Raw genomic sequence first — 14996 nt, 5'->3', positions numbered from 1 at the left:
GCTGATACACGTGAAGTGGATGGAACTTCAAGGCGGTGTTGGCGCCTCGTCAATGGCAGCATGCGGGGCCGCCCAATGTTTGTTGAGCCGCGATGCGGCCTCTACCCGACCGCGAGGCACGCCAAAGCATTCATCGGGCCACGCGCCGCATTATTCCGATTGCTTAGAGGGCTGTTGTTCATCTGCAATGAGGGCCTCGGGATCTATGTTGCGCTCCTTTGCGCTTGCCCGGATGGCTTGCTGTATCGCGGGTCTGCGGGCAAGCAGCCGCCGGAACCGTTCGGCATCGAGCACCAACAACGTGGAGGGCGCAATCGCCCGCACCTGTGCACGGACAGCTTTTTTCGTCAGAATCGCCATTTGGCCGAACATCTCGCCGCCGCCACGCCGCCATGTTTGGCCGGCACTTTCCAACTCGACCGCGCCGGATGCAATGAAATACACGCTTTGCGCGGGATCGTCTTTACCAACGATCAGCTCGCCGGAATTGACATAGACCGTCTTGAGCGCACGCCCCAGCTGCTTGAGCGCGGCATCGTCCATCCCGACAAACAATGGAAAGCGCTGGATCAACTCCAACCGCTGAATGGCGATGTCGAGCGACGGACGTTTCTCGCTTGCGGCGCGCTGCATGTTGAGCCTTTGCATGATAGACGTGTACACCTCTGCTCCGATCAACCCGTCTTCGCGCATATTGGTGTATTCACGTTCCTCGAGACGCAGCGCAGTACGCCGGATGAAGCGGCGTTCAAGCTTTTCTGCATAGCCGGGATATTGCAAACGCAACCCTTCCAGAGCCGTCTCCACCGCCTCTACCCGGCGCGCCAACAAATCGTGCAGCAGATCCGCCACCCGCCGCCCGTGAAGACGCCGGATGCGTCTGTCGATAAAGGCATCTAGATCACGTAGGATCAGCCTTTGCGAAAGCAACAATTCGAACCGGTCGGCGGTCATTCGCGCCAGCGGGGCGGACAAATGCAACCGGCGCTGCAACGCCACGCCAATCTTGAACCCCTGACCATAGGCCACGCTTTGCCGCGCCGCCCGTTGATATCCGTTCCGTCCGCCGGACCTCGCCCCTTCGATCAAACGATCCGCATCCGACAGAACCTGTTCTGCCATGCGCTGTGAAATTGTCCGCTCTCGCATCCTGTCGAGCACGGTATCGCGTTCGTGCCCCGCCAAAGCGATCAAGCCCAAGGTGATCCGATCACGGTCCAAAATATCGCCGCCATCTTCTGTCGCTTGAACAGCACTGTCCAAACGTTCCGCAAAATGCTTCGCCTCGGATCGAACAATTTCCCGCGTCAGCTCATAGTTCTCGGTGGTCCGCTCAACATCTTCCCGCACGGTTTGCAGCGCCACGGCGACAACCTGCCGCGACAGCGCCTCGTCGATCGGCGACAGCCGGTCGAGCCCGAGCCACCGGATAACCGCCCTCAATGTCGTGCCTTGTACCAATAGGGTAAAGAGCGTGAACCCCGTGGCCAGGATCCCGACCACACGTTTCACCTCAATCGGCACGCGCGTGCTTTCGGTCACCGCCAGAGCAAGCGCAAGGGTCACGGCCCCGCGAAGCCCCCCCCAAAGAATGGCCGTGCGGTAAGGACGTTCAACCACCGGAGAAAGCCGCAGCGCAGTCAGCAGCGGCAGCAATCCAAACAGGATGACCGCCCGTGCCGTCACCGCCGCGACAATAACCACACCAACCAGAATGACATCCTCGGAGCGCACCTCTTCCAACAGCCTTGGGATAAGAAGAGCCGCCAGAATAAAGATCAACGCCCCCGCCCAATGCGCCAACAGGTCCCATACCTCACCAAGGTTCGCCCAGGTTTGCGGCGACAAACGGCGAGGCCCGGAGAGGTTCATCGTCAGCCCTGCCGTGACAACAGCAATCACACCCGAAGCCCCGATGAGTTGTTCGGCGCCGATATAGACAAGATATGGGAGCGCCACGGACACGGAAATCTGCGCCCGCTCATGGTGGACAAAATTTGACATGATCCAGACCGAAGCCCGCGCCGCGAACCACCCGGCAATGGCCCCCCCCGCGATCAGCAACGGAAATTGCCGCAAGGCATCGGTCAAGGTCGGATCGGACACCCCCAACATCACAAACCCCATGAACAGGCCAAAGAGTGCGATCGCGGCAGCATCGTTCAAAAGGCTTTCCCCTTCGATGATACGCGCCAGCCTGCGCGGCGCAGAGATCGACCGGAAAATCGACACCACCGCAGAAGGATCCGTCGTGGACACAATCGCGCCGATCAAAAAGCACGCCGCAAGCGGCAATGTGCTCGCCCAAGCCAGGGAATAACCAACCCCCAATGTCGCAACGACCACCGCCACGACGGCAAGCACCAAAATAGGAACCCAATCGTCAAGCATGCGCCTCAGGTTCATTCCCAACGTTGCCTGAAAAAGCAGCGTTGGCAGGAAGACGTAGAGGAATACATTTGACCGGATCGGCAATCCCAGAATCGCTTCTGCAATCGGATTCAATGCATCTGTCAGGTCTGTGCGCAGAAAGAAAATGGCGCCCGCGCCAATGAGCATTCCCACAAGAGCCAAAATAACGCTGTAGGGAAGCCGTAACCGAGCCGCCAAAGGTTCGGCCGCACCGATAACAAGAAAGAGCGATGCGATAACGGCAGTGATGAGCATAATATTCATGGGCGAAAAGTAGCAGAGATCTGGCGGAGAGAAAGCCAAAGCGACCAGAGAGGTGCCGTTTTGTTTGCCTTTGCCTTCAACTCTTTGTGGCGGGCAAAATCGTATCGTTCCGGCACCGCCCCCCGCACATGCCGGACACGCCGTAAATTATACCCGGCGTCGGGCGTGGCACGGCGCCGCCCGCACCCATAGATATGATTGGCGGGTCTGGCCGGATGCCTGCGGCACAGCTTCGCTGTCTGCATCTCAGCGTCATGTCCTTAGTTCACCTCCCGATACTCAAGGCTTGGCTAAAACGCTTCTGCCGCATGTGCTTGCCTCTTCGAAAGCCGAACACATTCCACATTACAGTGAGGCCCGTTTTCAAAGTGAGGTCAATTTCGGGGCGGGCAAATCAGCCCTTCAATGTCTCAATATCCCTAAATCGGCAGCCGTCACTTCTGCGACAGGGCGATGGATCACGAACACGCGGCGGAGGACATCGAGGCCTAGGACTGTGATCTGCGTCGCGGGTCCAGGGCAAGCCGGATCATCGCAGTTTATTTCCGTGACCGAAACAAGCATGTGCGGCCCAAACCCTCCCATTTCGCGCACCATGCGTTTGACCCGTTGGACATGCCAAAGCACAGTGGTTTTTTGCCGGAAATCGAAGGCCAAGCTCATAACTGCGTTGGATTCGGCGCATCGCCGTAGACAGTCACCGGGTCAAAAACCAATTCGGATTCAGTGAACCTCAACGCGCGACCAGCTTCTGCGCCCGTTGGGACTGCGCGATAAAAGCAGGACCTATAGCCCACATGGCACGACGCGCCCGAACCTGCGACCTCGACCCTGAGCCAGAGCGCATCTTGATCATCATCAATCCACGCATCGATTACGCGCTGCACAAGGCCCGATGTCGCCCCCTTACGCCAGAGCGCTTGTCGTGACCGGCTGAAGTAATGCGCCTCGCGCGTCTCCAATGTCAGGCGCAAGGCATCCGCATCCATCCAGCCCAACATCAGGACATGACCGGTGGAAGCGTCGGTCGTGACACAGGGGATCAGGCCATCCTCTCCGAACCGGGGCGCAAGCTGCGTGCCCTCTTCGACCTGTTCGATTGTGCGGCGGGCGTGGAACTCTATTCTTGGCATTGGCAGGCCTTGTTGTTTGTCTTGTTATACTATAACAATCACGATCAACGGAAATCTGCAACCCCGGAGCCACCGCATGATCGATCCGATCCCCGTCACCCTTCTGACCGGCTTTCTTGGTGCGGGAAAGACAACCCTTTTGAACCGCCTGCTGCATGATCCCTCCGCAGGACGTGTGGCGGTGGTGGTGAACGAGTTTGGCGAAGCAGGGCTCGACCATGATCTGATTGAGGAAGCCGCAGAAGATGTTGTTTTGATGTCTGCCGGATGTATATGCTGCACAATCCGGGGCGACCTATCAAAGACACTTATTTCCCTTCTCGCACGGCGCGCACGAAAAGAACTCTCCTTTGACCGTGTTGTGATCGAAGCAACGGGCTTGGCCGATCCGGGTCCGATCCATCACACACTGCTGGTTGATCCGGTGTTGGCGCCAAACTACGCACTCGACGGAATTGTAACCGCTGTCGACGCGGTTCTGGGCTCTGCGACGCTCTTGCGCCACGAAGAAGCACAAACCCAGGTCGCAATGGCCGATCGAATTGTTCTGACAAAATGCGATTTGGCGGATACCGCGACGATCAAAGCGTTGACTGCGCGGCTTGATCAGCTGAGCCCCGGCACACAGCGAATTACAGCCGATAAAGGTGCGGTGCCCTCCGGTATGCTGTTCGGACTTGGCGCATTGCGCCGCACCATGGCACCAGATCATGCCCTGAACTGGCTGGCGGCTCCGGCACCCGATCCGCTCGCTGGTCTTTCCGGAATGACCCTACCGAAGAAAGATCCACTGGTCGAACTCGCCGGCCCCTCGCATCATGCGTCTGACGACCGAATTGCCACAGCCTCGATCACGCTGGATGACCCGATCCCGTCTCAGGTTTTTGACTTCTGGCTGGATACACTGATTGCCCTTCGGGGGCCTGACATCCTGCGGATGAAGGGGATTGTGCATATCGAGGATGTTCCGCGGCCCTTTGTGTTCCATGGGGTGCAGCACATTTTCGAGCCGCCCGTGCCGCTGGAAAACTGGCCGGAAGGCAATCACACAAGCCGCGTGGTCGTAATCGCGCGTGACATACCGAAATCCGATCTGGAGGAGAGCCTTGCCATGTTGCGCATGCGCTCGAAACCGGGTGAGGGTGCCGGCGGCTTGATCGAGCATAGCCTACCCACCCCATAATCCCGTCAGGCCATCACAACGCGAGGTTTGCGCCGCCCGGCCAAGGCCAGTGCCGATAAATAGCAGCGGCGCACCGGGCTTTCCACGTGGCACGCTCCGCGCGCCGGCGATGTAAAATATTTGCGGCATGTTGCAATGCAACACATCCAACATGATGGATTTGCTCCGAACGTTAGATACAGAGGCATCACCCACCGCCACAATGCGCAAACGTTTTTTGTCTCAGGCACGCGGCGATTGTCTGTCCCTTCAAACGGGCCGGAAATCCGTGCTCAAAGGATACGCGCGAAGGTGAAACTGCGCCTATACAGCGCAAAAGCCTCAGGCTCATAGCGGTTTCTGCGGGTTTCGGTGGTAAAGGCGCCTGCTTTTGCGTCAGGCTTCAACAGTCGTGCTCGGCCCGCGCTATGTGTCACCGATCTCACACTGGTGAATAGCAATTCCCTGTTGCCTTATAATAAGGGGGTGTCCGCAAATCGTGTTGGTTGGCTACGCGCCGAAGAACCAGATACATTCTGTGTAGCCGCGAATGCCCGCTTGGCCTGACGGCCTCGCCGCAGACAAAACCTGAAACCGGAAGTAGGAATCTATGGAGTTATCGTCAAAAGACCGCAGTTTGCTCAAGAATCTTGAGGAATCTCTATGGCGAGTGGAAACGCGGTATGACCCCGCTCTTATGGATCGCACATTTGCTCCGGATTTCTCCGAAGTGGGCCGCTCCGGTCGTTGCTACGAAAGGTCCGAGCTGTTGTTCCAGCCTGATGGAGGCGCGGTCATTGATGCTACGCTTCCTCTACCTGGCTACTCCGTAGACCTGATAGCCCCGGGTGTGGCTCTCGCGACTTATACGAGCGAAGTTCGGTATGGTGACAACCTTGAAATAGGACGCCGTTCATCGCTGTGGACCCAGATAAAGGATCGTTGGCAGCTTCGTTTCCATCAAGGAACAGCGTGCTGAAAAACGACGGCTCCTAATCGGCGACACTATAATCGACAGATGGGATCTGCACGGTCGCCACGCTTCGACGCAGGCAGCATCCCGTTTAACAGCCCCGGCTTTATGACGCCTTGATCACATCCGCTGGCCGCATCTTTATCAGCCGCACCTCCAGCCATCGAATATAGCTGGCCAAGTTCTTGGTGGCCGGACCGCAGAACGGCTTGATGAAGGTTCCGTAGCGGGCGGGCGTGGAGCGAGTTGACGTTCTGGATGTGATAACAGCCTGAGGCCACACGTGTGCCTGGCTTGCTGCCGACCACGAAGTGTTCGAGACCGCGCGCAGCCGCGAGGTTCTTATAACCGTTCCCTCCGTCCGAGCAGAGCACGGCATCGCCCGGAACCAAAGGTCTCATCGCGCGCTCCACCGTTGCGCTCTTACGGTTCGGTAGCCGCTGGAAGAGAAGAGAACCGCCACGGTCGGTGACGGTGAGAATGGGGAGCTGCCACCTCGACAGCCCGCGCATCATCTTCAACCCCTGCGTCGTGAAGTCCTCCCATCGCGGACGCGGCGGGTTTGGGATGTTCAGTGGGTCAGCGAAGTGACGGACCCACTCGCGCGATCCCTTTCGAGACTCCCGCTGGTAGGTCTCATCTGCCTCGATAATCCCGGAGAAGCTCGCCGATGAGGTGCTGTTACCGATGATCAAGAAAACCAACATACGCCAGCGCCAGACCGTGTATTTGTTGAACCCGAGCTGCCTCGCGAGCTTGCGAACCGACTGCGGCGTAGATGAGCCCAGCATATCTCTCAGCACGACCATTAACAGGTCAGGACGATGGATGCGGCCAATGGCGCTCCCTGTCCGGCCCGAATAGGTCTTCTGGCAGTCAGTGCATCGGTAACGCTGAACCTTGGTCCTTGTGCGGCCCCACTTCTGGCGTCGCTCGCCGCCGCAAAACGGACACTTGTGTCCTTGGTTTGTCCGTGCTTCGATCTCCGAAATCGCCTCCGTCTTTCGCCGGAGATCACGGATTTTTGTTTGGGCGTCCTCGATCTGGGCCGGGTTCAAGTCGTCGAGGGCATCGAGAAAACGGCGAAAGTCGTAGTGTAGCAAGGGCATCCTCCGCTGGAAAAGCGAGGTAATATAGGCCCTTTCAGATTAAAACGAAGTGAACCAACACGGTTTGCGGACACCCCCTATAATAAAACCAAACTTGTGCGACGGAATGCGTTTCCATGACCGTATCACAAGAAGCATATACACCGCAGGGACCCTCTTGATGACAAAACGCTTCGCGACGCCCCTGACTGGTTTCAGCCACCGCCTGCCACGTCCTTATTCGGCACGGCAGCGTTCCGGCGCGGTCGCCAAATGCGCAGCAACTGCGGTCACATCTTCGCATAGACAGCGCCCCTTAGGAGCCAAAAGACATTGAAAAAATTCATTTTCACTATCCTGTCCCTCACCATCATCGCGGGCGCTTATGGCGTGGGGTTCGGTGTTCCCGAGCAAGTTACACAGCTCTGGGGCGGCCGCGCCACCGAAACAGCCGCTGCCCCCCAAAGCGCGCAAGACGGGCGGCGGGGGCAAGGCCGGGCGACGACAGTTGTTCTCACCCCGCTGGAAGCGCGCGCATACACGCTTGTTCTGCGAACCATTGGCAGCGCTGTCTCCTTGCACCGCACCGAAGTCACCGCGACCGATGCGGGCGAGGTGATTGAAACCGCGCTGCGGGCCAATCAAAGAGTGGAAAAGGGCGACGTTCTTTTGCGTCTGGATGATCGCACCGAACGGCTGGCGCTTGAGATCGCTGAGGCCAACCGAGATCAGGCCCAAGCCACGGTCACCCGCTATGAGGGCCTGCGCAGCAATGGCAGTTCCGTCGTGACGGACGTGGCGCTTTCGGAGGCGCGCGTAGCGTTGCGGTTGGCCGAAGCCAATGTGGGGCTGGCCGAGGTCGCACTCGACGATCGCACCATCGTGGCCCCGATTTCCGGTCAATTGGGGCTCAGCGACGTCAGCGTCGGGGACCGCCTGTCGAGCGGGGATGCCATCGTGACGATTGATGACACCAGCAGCCTGCTCGCCACATTTGAAGTGCCCGAACGCTCCATCGGTCTTTTGGCGGAAGGCAAGCGGGTTCTCGTCTCGACTCCGACCTATGCGGGGCGGGTTTTTGAAGGTGAAATCACCGCTTTCGACAGTCGGCTGGACAGCGTGACCCGCAGCGCCACCGTGCAGGCGGAAATCGAAAACCCAGAAGGCGTGTTGCTTGCGGGCATGACCTTTGCCATCCGCATGACCGAAGACACCGATCCGCTGCCTGTCGTGCCTGCAACAGCAATCACCTGGGATCGCACCGGTGCAGGCATTTGGGCCGCCGAGGACGGCAAAGCCCGCCGTTTTCCCGTGACCATCCGCTACCGCGAGGGAGATCAGGTTTGGGTTGAGACAGATGCCCCCCTTGGCGCGCAGATCGTCGCCGAAGGCGCATCCAAGCTGCGTGAAGGCGCGCAGGTCACCGCCGCCGGCGCACGCAGAGGTCCGGGCGCATGAGTTTCGAAAAAAGGGCACATAAAGCCGGTTTCGCCGATGTTTTTGTTGCGCGGCCCATTTTTGGGATCGTGCTGAACCTGCTGATCATTATCGCCGGTCTTGCGGCGCTCACCAGCGTCGATATCCGCGAAATGCCTGATGTGGACAACCCCGTGATTTCCGTCCGGACCACCTATGACGGCGCGGTGGCGAGCACGGTAGACACCGAAGTCACCCAGGTCCTCGAAGATGCGCTGAGCGCGCTTGAGGGCATGTCCTTTATTGAATCAACCTCCAGCACCGGATCGAGCCGTATCACCATCGACCTCTCTGATGGCACGGATGTTGACGTGGCCGCCAATGAGGCACGCGAGATCGTGTCGGGCACCCTGCGGTCTTTGCCTGACGATATCGATGACCCCAGCGTCAGTAAGAGTGACAGCAACGCTGACGCGATCATTCGTCTTGCGCTATTGGGGAATGCCAGCCTCGACACGCTGACCCACCTTGCTGAAAACACGGTTTACGAACGCCTCTCCTTGATCGACGGCATCGCCGAAGTGACGGTGCGCGGCGACCGTGCCAACGAATTCCGGGTGACGGTGAACATGCCGTCCCTCTTAAGCCGTGGACTGACCATCTTTGACGTGTCGACCGCGCTTACGCAGCTGCGCGACGACACCGCCCTTGGCGCGCTTTCAAGCGAATCGCAGACCCTCTCGCTGCGGGTCGGCAACGCGGATGTCACTGTCGCGGCGATCAACCAACTGCCGATCAACGACACGACCCAAGTGGCCGATATCGCTTTGGTCCAACTGATCCCTGAAGAGGCGAACGTCTACACCCGTGTGAACGGAGAAACGGCCATTGGCCTCGACATTACCCGACAATCGGTTGGCAACACTTTGGAGATTTCGCGCGACGTTGCAATCGCCGTGGAGGAGTTGCGCGATCAATTGCCCGACGGTGTGCAGCTGCTGGTCACCTCCGATGACGGAGTTTTTATCGAGGGATCCATCACGGAGGTCGTCAAATCCATCCTTATGGCCACCGGCATCGTCGTGGCGGTGATCTTTTTGTTCTTGCGCTCCCCGCGGGCGACGTTGATCCCTGCGGTCACGATCCCGGTGGCCTTGATCGGCACGCTTGCCGCGATCTGGCTCACGGGGTTTTCCGTCAATACGATCAGCTTGCTCGCACTGGTTCTGGCAACCGGAATGGTGGTGGATGACGCCATCGTTGTGGTCGAAAACATCGTGCGCAAGCGCAAGTCAGGCATGGGAGCCTTCGCTGCCGCCGCATCGGGCACCAACGAGGTTTTCTTCGCCGTCATTTCCACCACCGCGACGCTCGCTGCGGTCTTTATCCCGATTTCCTTCCTGCCCGGTCAGGCGGGCGGGGTCTTTTCGGAATTCGGATTTGTGCTGGCCTTCGCGGTCACCCTGTCTTCGATCACCGCGCTGACCCTCGCGCCGGTCCTGTCGGCCCTTCTGGACCCCGGCAAGACGCAGGCCAATGCGGCACCATCAGAACCCGGCGCCCTGTCCCGCGCCTTTGACCGGGTGATGGATTTCGCCATCCGCACGCCTTTGCTGGTTCTGTCCGTCGCCATTGGTTTCGCCATCATCGCCATGGGGGCCGCGATGACGCTGCCCTCCACGGTCACGCCCGAAGAAGACCGTGGCTTTTTCCTCGTGCAGGCGCGCGGTGCCTCGGACACCACGATTGATTATCTCGACACGCAAGTCTTGCTGGTCGAAGACATCCTCGCCCCTTACCAAGAGAGCGGACAGATCGAAACGGTGCAGAGCCTCATCGGAGTCGGTGGCGGCACCAGTGCCTTTATCGTGGTGCGCTTGCCGGATTGGGCCGAGCGCGACTTCACCCAGCAAGAATTAATTGCAAAGATCAGCGGCCAACTGAGCGCAGTGCCCGGTGTTCAGGTCAGCGCCCGCTCCACCAACAGCCTCAACATTCGCGGCGCGGGCGGCGGGCTGAGCTTCGCGGTAACCGGCACGAACCTCGCCGATATGACCGAAGCGGCCGACACGCTTGCCGCCGCAATGTCGCAAGATCAAACCTTCTTGAACCCGCAACTGTCGAACAACAGCGTCAATGCACAATTGGAAGTGACGGTAGACGACAGCGCCGCAGGCGACATGGGGCTTAAAACCGCCGATATTACCGCGCTCGTGAGCGCCATGGTCCAAGGCGATGTGGCCGTCAGCGTCTTTTCCGACGATGTAGAGACAGACGTGAATGTGGTCCCCGGCGGGCCACCAATTGACGATCCCTCCGACATTGCATCCATGTCTATCCGCCTCGACAGCGGCGCCTATATCCCGCTTTCTACCGTCGCGTCTCTGGACATGGTGGTGAGTGATGCGCAGATCGAACGTTTGGGCGGCGCCTTGTCCGTGTCCATGCAGGCGAACCTAGGCGAGGGTGTGGACCTGTCGACCGCAATGGACCGGTTGCTTACGATTTCCGAAGAGGTTCTCCCTGACGGCATGGGCATTACCTTCACCGGAGAGGCCGCAACGCTGGACGATTCCCAAGGCGGCATCTACATGGTGTTCGGCGTGGCTTTGATCGTCGTGCTATTGGTCCTCGCGGCCCAATTCGAAAGCTTTGCCAGCGCGGTTGTCATCATGATGACGGTGCCCTTCGGCCTTGCCGCCGCGCTACTGGCAATCTCGATCACCGGCGGATCGTTGAACTACTACAGCCAGATCGGTCTTGTCATGCTGATCGGGGTCATGGCCAAAAACGGCATCCTAATCGTCGAGTTTGCAAACCAGCTGCGCGAAGCGGGTGAGGACATCGACAGCGCCATCCGAGGCGCGCTGCGCCTGAGGATCCGGCCGGTGATGATGACGATGGTCTCAACGGTCTTTGGTGGCCTGCCCCTGATCCTGACCTCCGGCGCGGGTGCCGAAGCCCGCATCGCCGTAGGCTGGGTGATCGTTGGTGGCTTGGGTTTTGCCACGGTGTTCACCCTCTTCCTGACGCCGATCTTCTACCGCTGGATCACCATCTGGGGCAGCGCACCGGGGAGTGCGGCGCGAAGACTCCGGTCCGAAGTCGAGGCGACTGCGCGCCCATAGCGCCGTATCATGCAGGAGCCGAAGCCAAGGTGGCTTTGGAGAAGGTCACGGCGACCCGGATCAAGACCAGCCGCCGTTGGTCTGGCCCATGGCATCTGCGAAGGGTCGCGCATGGCTCTTTCCGTCCTGGTGCCTTCTTGGGCGGATCGAGAGAAACCCATCCGGCGGGCCGCAAGCTCTTTGAAATCCTGGAGCGTGAAATCCGGTGCGCCGGCTCGCAAAATGTCTGGCGTCACCGAGACGGTAAAGCACGCTCATAGCACCTCCAGAACGACAGCCTGCCCCCCCGCACGGCAGGCAATGCCCCCCGCCCTCTCCGGCTTGATTTCGATCCAAGAGATACCCTGCAATCCCCATTGAGCGCCGCCGCCCCACGGCGGGCGACGTTTGCCCGCGTCAATATTACAGCCTTCTGACGTCCAAGATCGCCCACCCAAACGCGGATGATCACACATCGCCTAGATGTTTCAGCGACGGAAACCTGCAGCACCAACGTAAAATAAGAAGTGCAAATGAGGAGGATCCTATGCAGAACCGAATGAAACGATGCGCAGCAATTTTTGTTTTGGCGACCGCCACAGCTGTCATGCCGATCACCGCCATGGCGGACAGAACAGTCGTAAAGCACAGCGCCCAGCATCACGGCGCCAAAGTGAAGGTGGTCAAACAGCAGCACCGGCATGCCGTCGGGCACCGGTTCCGCAAACAGGAGGTGGTCGTAGTCAACAATTGGCGCGCACGTGGCCTTCCGCGCCCCGGCCGCAACGAAGTCTATGTCGTGAATGGAGACAGCATTTACCTTGCGGCAGCTGCAACGCTTTTGGTGAAGGCACTGATCAACTGAGAGGTGCCTAAAGCGTGGGTCAGGTTGATGACGCCCGCTCCCGCGCGCCCACTTGGGCCGAAACAGGCGAAGACGGACGCGCCGGGCGCTTAGGCCGGAAGCAACCGCGCGCAGATGGCCCGACGTCCCCTTTTTGCGCCTTTTGCAAAATCATGCGCCGTGTTTATCGCCTCCATGCAGAAAAGCATCAGGCCGATGAGGCGCATCTGTCCGAACGGGCGAACAAGCTCTCTGAACAGGCGCAACTGATATCGCTTTGGCTTAGGATATCCACCCGTTCGGAAACGATCGCCGCTACCGGCCCATACCGGTCTCTCAGCACGCACTCCCGATGCTGCGATGCGGCCACTCAAAGGAGACATTCGCTCAATTCGTAAGAACCATCAGGTTCGAATGAGCCGCAGCGGCAAACTCTGGGTCTGAGCCAGTCAATTCGTCGGAGAGACCGTGAAGAGGCCTCGAGAGGTTTGACCAGCGCAATGGTGTTACTTCCGAAATGCAATAGTTAACTGAGAACCAAGTTTGCGCTTTCAGATCGCACCGCATCGCCACATGATATTTGTCCCATGCCGGGTAAGTACGCATTCTATTTCAAGGTGACGTATAGGAAGTTTTGCCTCTGAACCGTGCTGTCAATACCCCACACTCAGGAAGCGCGAGTTCACCGAAATGCCTTCTGATTAGTGAATTGTAACCATGCCTCAAAGGGCCTCGGTATCATATCGACCAGGCAGATCGGTTTCCCAACCGTTTGATCAGGAAATCAATGAATATCCTGGTTTTGGGAGTCAAAACATTGGAACGGGGATAGACAAGCCATAGGAGTGTGCGCTCGTTCAAGGACCAATCCGGAAGTATATGAACCAAACGTCCTGCCGCGATTTCGTGTTCGATATTCCACAGCGAGCTGATTGAAACTCCGATGCCTGATACCGTCGCCTCGCGTTGCGCGTCGCCGTCATCGACGATTGTCCGGCATGTCATGGTTTGGGGATCAAGCTTTGCAATTTCACCCTCGGTGCTAAGCAATTCACGTGGTTCAAGGTTGGACCACGCAATGAAACGCTGGTTTGACAAGTCGGACGGGTGCGTGGGAGTACCGTGGGTTTCCAGATAGCTTGGCGATGCACACAGAACACGGGTGTCATCCGACAGCTTCCGACCCTTCAAACTGCTGTCCGCCAGTGGGGCACTTCTGAGAGCCAGATCAAAACTGCCTTCGATGGCATCAAAACTGGTATCCGAAAGGCGCAGGTCCAGCGTCAAATCGGGGAAAAGGGTTTGGAATTCGGGCAAGAGCGGCATGATGTGCAACTGTGCGAAACTGCTGGGCGCGGCAAAGCGCAAGGTGCCTTGGGCGCCGACATCCTTGCCGCCCAACGCCGCCTGTGCGGCCTCTGATTGCGCAAGAATTTCCCGAGCATAGGGCAAAAAATCCGCCCCTTCCAGTGACAATGAAACCTTGCGGGTGGTGCGCCGTAGCAGCTCCACCCCAAGCTCGGTTTCCAATTTGGCAAGGCGCGCGCTTGCCACGGCAGGGGCAAGGCCAAGTTCACGACCCGCAGCACTGATATTTAGCCGCTCTGCCGCCATTACAAACAGACGAAGGTGATCAGTTTCCATCAATTATACCCAAAATCAAGAAAGTGAACTCCATTATCGGCAGTTTATTGCGCGAAACACAAGGTATAAATTCGCATCCTAAGGATGACATCAACTCAAGGCTTTTGCGGTAATCCGCCGAGCAGACTGGCCCGATCATGATGGAAAGGAGTCTCTGATGACACAGACCGGAACCGTAAATTATCACGTCCACAAGCCGTTTCGGCAGGCGTTCGAAATTGATGTGGATGGCATTGCTGGCAACCTCATCGAGCCGGAGTTTTTCGCTGCCAAAATCGCATTGAAGGATCAACGGAACTGCGAGGCCGCCACGGATTTTGCAGAGGATGGCTTTGCTTTTGCCAGCACGCAGACGGGTATATCGAATTTCAAAGGCGACAATTGGCAGAGCCGATATGATGCCGAACTGGCCGATCTATTGAAACAGGAAGTTGGCGCAAAAGAGGTGATCACCTTTGACCATACAGTACGCATCGATGATCCGCAGGCCAAGCGCCGCCCGGCCCGCCACGTCCACAGCGATTATAGCCGCGAGGGTGCGGAAAGGCGTCTTGTGGATATTCTTGGCCCTGAGAAGGCCGATGAATGGGCGCAGGGTCATTATGCCTTTATCAACGTCTGGCGCCCGATCGCGAACCCGATCAATTCTGCACCTCTTGGCTTTATTCGGCCGTCGACGGTCAGAGACGCAGATTGGATCGTGATTGACTTGATCTACCCCGATCGCAAGGGGCAGGTGATGGGGTTGGCAAAAGACGCTGGGCATGAATGGGTTTACCGCTCACGGATGACGCCTGACGAGGTCGCGTTTTTCAACATCTACGACAATTCCGGCCGCCCCTGCGTTGGCCACAGTGCGATTGATCTGGTCGAAGACCCGACAGTCACGACGCCCCGCCAAAGCATCGAGAGCCGTACGTTGGTTCGCTATTAAAGAGCGCCAACCCGCGCCT

10 protein-coding genes are annotated in these 14996 nt (G+C 58.4%); 6 read left to right on the top strand and 4 right to left on the bottom strand.

Going from position 1 to position 14996, the window contains the following annotated elements:
• Positions 1 to 150 precede the first annotated feature (150 nt).
• Both DI396_RS07595 and hisI read right to left on the bottom strand, forming a co-directional pair.
• On the bottom strand, positions 151 to 2676 hold the full coding sequence (locus tag DI396_RS07595) for a cation:proton antiporter (RefSeq protein WP_110795594.1): 2526 nt from the start codon (positions 2674 to 2676) through the stop codon (positions 151 to 153).
• 659 nt (positions 2677 to 3335) lie between these two features.
• On the bottom strand, positions 3336 to 3809 hold the full coding sequence (gene hisI / locus DI396_RS07585) for a phosphoribosyl-AMP cyclohydrolase (protein WP_110795592.1): 474 nt from the start codon (positions 3807 to 3809) through the stop codon (positions 3336 to 3338).
• A gap of 76 nt (positions 3810 to 3885) precedes the next feature.
• Between hisI and DI396_RS07580 the strand changes: the two genes are divergently transcribed.
• Together DI396_RS07580 and DI396_RS16920 are read left to right on the top strand one after the other, a co-directional pair.
• Positions 3886 to 4992 carry a CobW family GTP-binding protein gene (locus DI396_RS07580; protein WP_110795591.1) on the top strand — a complete coding sequence of 369 codons (1107 nt, stop codon included), beginning with the start codon at positions 3886 to 3888 and terminating at the stop codon, positions 4990 to 4992.
• 589 nt (positions 4993 to 5581) lie between these two features.
• Positions 5582 to 5950: a nuclear transport factor 2 family protein gene (locus DI396_RS16920; protein ID WP_110795590.1), complete on the top strand. Its 369-nt coding sequence runs from the start codon at positions 5582 to 5584 to the stop codon at positions 5948 to 5950.
• Between the two features lie 26 nt (positions 5951 to 5976).
• On the opposite strand, the gene DI396_RS07570 is transcribed toward DI396_RS16920, so the two are convergent.
• Positions 5977 to 7047, bottom strand: a complete 1071-nt coding sequence (locus DI396_RS07570; protein ID WP_162617179.1) for an IS1595 family transposase — start codon at positions 7045 to 7047, stop codon at positions 5977 to 5979.
• A gap of 318 nt (positions 7048 to 7365) precedes the next feature.
• Here DI396_RS07570 and DI396_RS07565 point away from each other — a divergent pair, with 318 nt between their 5' ends.
• The 3 genes from DI396_RS07565 to DI396_RS07555 all read left to right on the top strand — a co-directional run bounded on the left by DI396_RS07565 (position 7366) and on the right by DI396_RS07555 (position 12420).
• Complete coding sequence (locus DI396_RS07565) at positions 7366 to 8490, top strand: efflux RND transporter periplasmic adaptor subunit (protein ID WP_110795588.1); 1125 nt, start codon at positions 7366 to 7368, stop codon at positions 8488 to 8490.
• On the top strand, positions 8487 to 11576 hold the full coding sequence (locus DI396_RS07560) for an efflux RND transporter permease subunit (RefSeq protein ID WP_110795587.1): 3090 nt from the start codon (positions 8487 to 8489) through the stop codon (positions 11574 to 11576). The genes DI396_RS07565 and DI396_RS07560 overlap by 4 nt, the downstream gene beginning before the upstream one ends.
• A 526-nt stretch (positions 11577 to 12102) precedes the next feature.
• The gene (locus tag DI396_RS07555; protein ID WP_110795586.1) at positions 12103 to 12420 is read left to right on the top strand and encodes an RcnB family protein; all 318 of its coding nucleotides are present in this window, start codon (positions 12103 to 12105) and stop codon (positions 12418 to 12420) included.
• A gap of 717 nt (positions 12421 to 13137) precedes the next feature.
• Here DI396_RS07555 and DI396_RS07550 read toward each other — a convergent pair.
• The gene (locus tag DI396_RS07550; protein ID WP_110795585.1) at positions 13138 to 14043 is read right to left on the bottom strand and encodes a LysR family transcriptional regulator; all 906 of its coding nucleotides are present in this window, start codon (positions 14041 to 14043) and stop codon (positions 13138 to 13140) included.
• Between the two features lie 157 nt (positions 14044 to 14200).
• Between DI396_RS07550 and DI396_RS07545 the strand changes: the two genes are divergently transcribed.
• Positions 14201 to 14977, top strand: coding sequence for a CmcJ/NvfI family oxidoreductase (locus tag DI396_RS07545; RefSeq protein ID WP_110795584.1), 777 nt, complete (start codon positions 14201 to 14203; stop codon positions 14975 to 14977).
• The last annotated feature ends 19 nt before the right edge of the window (positions 14978 to 14996 follow it).

This window comes from Litorivita pollutaquae, from assembly GCF_003205515.1.
GTDB lineage: Bacteria > Pseudomonadota > Alphaproteobacteria > Rhodobacterales > Rhodobacteraceae > Litorivita > Litorivita pollutaquae.
Note: the sequence above shows the minus strand (reverse complement) of the source record. Positions and strands in the feature narration are given on the sequence as shown.

Coding starts and splice junctions, on each gene's coding strand:
- DI396_RS07595 (WP_110795594.1), bottom strand. CDS start 2,676: ATGAATATTATGCTCATCACTGCCGTTATCGCATCGCTCTTTCTTGTT.
- hisI (WP_110795592.1), bottom strand. CDS start 3,809: ATGCCAAGAATAGAGTTCCACGCCCGCCGCACAATCGAACAGGTCGAA.
- DI396_RS07580 (WP_110795591.1), top strand. CDS start 3,886: ATGATCGATCCGATCCCCGTCACCCTTCTGACCGGCTTTCTTGGTGCG.
- DI396_RS16920 (WP_110795590.1), top strand. CDS start 5,582: ATGGAGTTATCGTCAAAAGACCGCAGTTTGCTCAAGAATCTTGAGGAA.
- DI396_RS07560 (WP_110795587.1), top strand. CDS start 8,487: ATGAGTTTCGAAAAAAGGGCACATAAAGCCGGTTTCGCCGATGTTTTT.
- DI396_RS07555 (WP_110795586.1), top strand. CDS start 12,103: ATGCAGAACCGAATGAAACGATGCGCAGCAATTTTTGTTTTGGCGACC.
- DI396_RS07550 (WP_110795585.1), bottom strand. CDS start 14,043: ATGGAAACTGATCACCTTCGTCTGTTTGTAATGGCGGCAGAGCGGCTA.
- DI396_RS07545 (WP_110795584.1), top strand. CDS start 14,201: ATGACACAGACCGGAACCGTAAATTATCACGTCCACAAGCCGTTTCGG.